Source organism: Alphaproteobacteria bacterium, assembly GCA_017308135.1.
GTDB lineage: Bacteria > Pseudomonadota > Alphaproteobacteria > CACIAM-22H2 > CACIAM-22H2 > Tagaea.
The window spans coordinates 1-2,945 of record JAFKFM010000001.1; the positions used below are offsets into that span (position 1 = coordinate 1).

The following is a 2,945-nucleotide window of genomic DNA, read 5'->3' on the forward strand; positions in this document are numbered from 1 at the left end:
GACAAACGGTCGTTTCCGCGACGCTGCTGATGGCGGGGTGATCGTCGGGGATTCTGCTGACGACGGTGTCGCAAAAACTGCTTGCAGAACTGGCTTCTCATGAGAGCCTCCCTTCGACGGGTTATGCGAAGGAGAGGCGATGAAGCTGGGGCTGGCTCGGGTTTCGACGGACGGACAAGATCACAGCCTTCAGCTTGACGCGCTGAAGGCGGCAGGGTGCGAGAAGGTCTTCGTCGAGACCATCTCGGGGACCAAGGCCGAGAGGCCCGAGTTGCGGAAGCTCCTCGACCATGCCAGGAGCGGCGACGTAATCGTCGTCTACTCGTTGTCCAGGCTGGCCCGCTCGATCAGGCACTTGCTCGAACTCGCCGAGGAACTTCGCGCCCGAGAGATCGGACTGCGATCGCTGACCGAAGCCATCGACACGACCACCCCGGCAGGACGGTTCCTCTTCACGATCCTGGGCGCGCTCGGCCAGATGGAGGTCGAGCTTCTCCGCGAGCGTACCCAGGCCGGTCTTCGCGCAGCCCGTGCGCGCGGAAGAGTCGGAGGACGCCCGAAGGCGTTGGACACGGTGAAGCTGACCGTCGCGAAGACGCTGCTCAGCGAGGGCACGCTGACTGTCGCCGAGATCGCGCAGCATGTCGGTGTCGCGCCCAGCACGATCTACCGGGCCGTGAAGGGCGGGCGGAGCGCGCTGGCCTGACTGGCCCGGAGGCGTGATCCGGGCCAGCCATGTGATCAGATGAACATGGTCTTGAACAAGACCGCGTTGGCGTCGTCGGGGAAGCAGAAGAACACCTTCGCTTCCCTCGGATCACCCGGTTCCCACTCTTCTGGAAGGTTCGACCAGACCTTGCCGACCTTGAAGACGCTGATGCCGAGCTTCCTCGCACGATCGGCGAGATCGTGGGCGAGCGAGTCAACAGCCGCATCCACGAGGTCAAGATGATCCGCCGGGAAGCCTGCGTTCAGCAGCGTGGCCGAGATGCGCGCCTCTTCTGCGAGGACCTCTTCATAGTCCATGACGTGTGTGAGCGTCGGCATCACGCGCCCCTCCGACCGAACTTGCCCGAGCGCTCCAGCTTCTTGATGATGCCGCTGATCTCGCCGTGCGAGGCCGCAATGAAGTCCGCCGCAACCGGGGCTTCGAACTCAAACTGGAGAGCCGGGCGTCCCGCATCGTTCAACCGATAGACGGTGTGGTAGCCAAACCCCCGATCAACCGCCAGCTTCTGGAGTTTCTCCGTGAGTTTGATGATCTGCCAATCTTCTTGGTCTTGAGGAGGGTAGATACGACAAACGTGATCGACGAGATCATTATCATCTTCGTAAGCTGTTGCGTCGTAGTCGATATTGCTGAATAGATTGATCATAGAAATTACCTTAGCTAATACAAGGATACTACCTGCCATTGTTCGCGGGTTGCAATTTCTTTCGCTGGGCTCTGGGAGAGACCGTGGCGTGCGATCGCGCGCACGGAAGTCAGTCAAAAACGACCCCTATCAGGCCCTGGTCCGCTTCAGGAACGGGAACTCCAGCCTGTCGATGTGCTGCTTCAGCAGCGGCACATCGTCCTTGAGCAGGAGATAATGCTCCTCGCTGATATCGCCCGGCTTGTGGCCAGTGATCGCGTTGATGCTGGGCTTCGGCACCCCGGCCACATAGGCAGCGTGCTCGAAGGTCTTGCGCAGCGAATGGACCGTCAGCCGCCGATCCGCGCCGAGCGCCGCATCGATCTCACGGTTGAGACGCGTGCTGATCGACCCGCTCCAACGCTCGGCCGAAGCCCGGTACCGAAGCTCGGGAAACAACCGGTCCGACGATTGCCGCACCAGATCGAGGATGCCGAGGTCGAGCAGGTCGCGGTGAAGCGGAATGTACCTCCTGTTGTGCGCGCTCTTCACCCTGGCGTCGTGCAGGTCGATCACCTCGACTCCGTCGCGCCGGACGAACCAGGACGCACGAAGCTGGGCCATCTCCTCCAGGCGCGCCCCGGTCAGGAGCAACAGCCTGGGCAGCCAGAGTACCGCGCCGTCCTCGGTCTCGGTCTGCCGGAAGAACCGGGCGAGTTGGTCGAGGTCGAACCGGCTGTAGCTGCGGCGTGCCGCGACGATGGCAGCACGATCGGGACCGAGACCTCGGAATGGGTTGCTGGCGATCAGGTTCGCCGCGACCGCCGCGTTGCAGATCGTCGAGAGGCAGGTGGTCGTCTTCTTGACGGTGGCGACCGAGCCAAGCTTCAGCGACCGGACGAACTGCTCGGCCGTCTTCTTCGTGATGTTGGTGATCGCAAGGTCCCCGGCCGAGGCCGCGAAGCGGGTGATTGCCTTCTCCATGTCGAGCCTGGATCGCCGTCGCGGCGGCACACCCTTCCGCTCCTGGCGGCGCGGCAGATAGACCTCCTCGTACACGCGGCGCAGCGTCATCGCCTTCGAGGGCGTGGACGCTAAGCCTGCTGGGGTCGAGGTGACCGGCTTCCGATCGGCGCTCGCAACGATGATCTGCTTCTGCCGGTACATGGCCGGGTCGAACGTCCAGGGCGGGATCGTCCCGGACCGCACGGCCGAGATCATGTCGGCGACATCTGCCGCAGCCCGCAAAGCGCGGCTTCGCGCCGCCAGTGGGTCACGCGTCTTGAGCGAGAAGGTCACCGTCCGTCGTGCGCCCGCCGTACCGGCTGCGACTAGAGCCTCGAACACATCGATAGGAAGTTGGAGCCTGAACCGGAAAATGCCGCCCTTCACGCCCAACTTCGTGAACGGGACCAGTCCATAACGCGGCATCCTCGACTGCGACCTCGCCCAACCCTTCGGCCGCATCGATCGGCCGCCTCGTCCTCAAGCAGGTCGAAACGCTATCCCTGATCCTGAATCCCGCAATCAAAAGAATGGCGTAGACGGTACAGTCACCAGATAGGAATCTCCTCCTTTCGGGCGCGCCAC

4 protein-coding genes are annotated in these 2,945 nt (G+C 62.9%); 1 reads left to right on the forward strand and 3 read right to left on the reverse strand.

Annotation, left to right across the window (positions count from 1 at the left end):
- Positions 1-139: 139 nt before the first annotated feature.
- Positions 140-706, forward strand: a complete 567-nt coding sequence (locus J0H39_00005; GenBank protein MBN9495107.1) for a recombinase family protein — start codon at positions 140-142, stop codon at positions 704-706.
- A 35-nt stretch (positions 707-741) separates the two neighbouring features.
- On the opposite strand, the gene J0H39_00010 is transcribed toward J0H39_00005, so the two are convergent.
- The 3 genes from J0H39_00010 to J0H39_00020 all read right to left on the reverse strand — a co-directional run bounded on the left by J0H39_00010 (position 742) and on the right by J0H39_00020 (position 2,747).
- Positions 742-1,047 carry a hypothetical protein gene (locus J0H39_00010; GenBank protein MBN9495108.1) on the reverse strand — a complete coding sequence of 102 codons (306 nt, stop codon included), beginning with the start codon at positions 1,045-1,047 and terminating at the stop codon, positions 742-744.
- Positions 1,047-1,376 carry a hypothetical protein gene (locus J0H39_00015; protein ID MBN9495109.1) on the reverse strand — a complete coding sequence of 110 codons (330 nt, stop codon included), beginning with the start codon at positions 1,374-1,376 and terminating at the stop codon, positions 1,047-1,049. Before J0H39_00015 ends, J0H39_00010 begins: the two co-directional genes overlap by 1 nt.
- A gap of 129 nt (positions 1,377-1,505) precedes the next feature.
- The gene (locus J0H39_00020) at positions 1,506-2,747 is read right to left on the reverse strand and encodes a tyrosine-type recombinase/integrase (GenBank protein ID MBN9495110.1); all 1,242 of its coding nucleotides are present in this window, start codon (positions 2,745-2,747) and stop codon (positions 1,506-1,508) included.
- Positions 2,748-2,945: the final 198 nt, after the last annotated feature.

Bases quoted from the DNA above. Each gene is read 5' to 3' on its own strand.
- J0H39_00005 (MBN9495107.1), top strand. From the start codon at position 140: ATGAAGCTGGGGCTGGCTCGGGTTTCGACGGACGGACAAGATCACAGC.
- J0H39_00010 (MBN9495108.1), bottom strand. From the start codon at position 1,047: ATGCCGACGCTCACACACGTCATGGACTATGAAGAGGTCCTCGCAGAA.
- J0H39_00015 (MBN9495109.1), bottom strand. From the start codon at position 1,376: ATGATCAATCTATTCAGCAATATCGACTACGACGCAACAGCTTACGAA.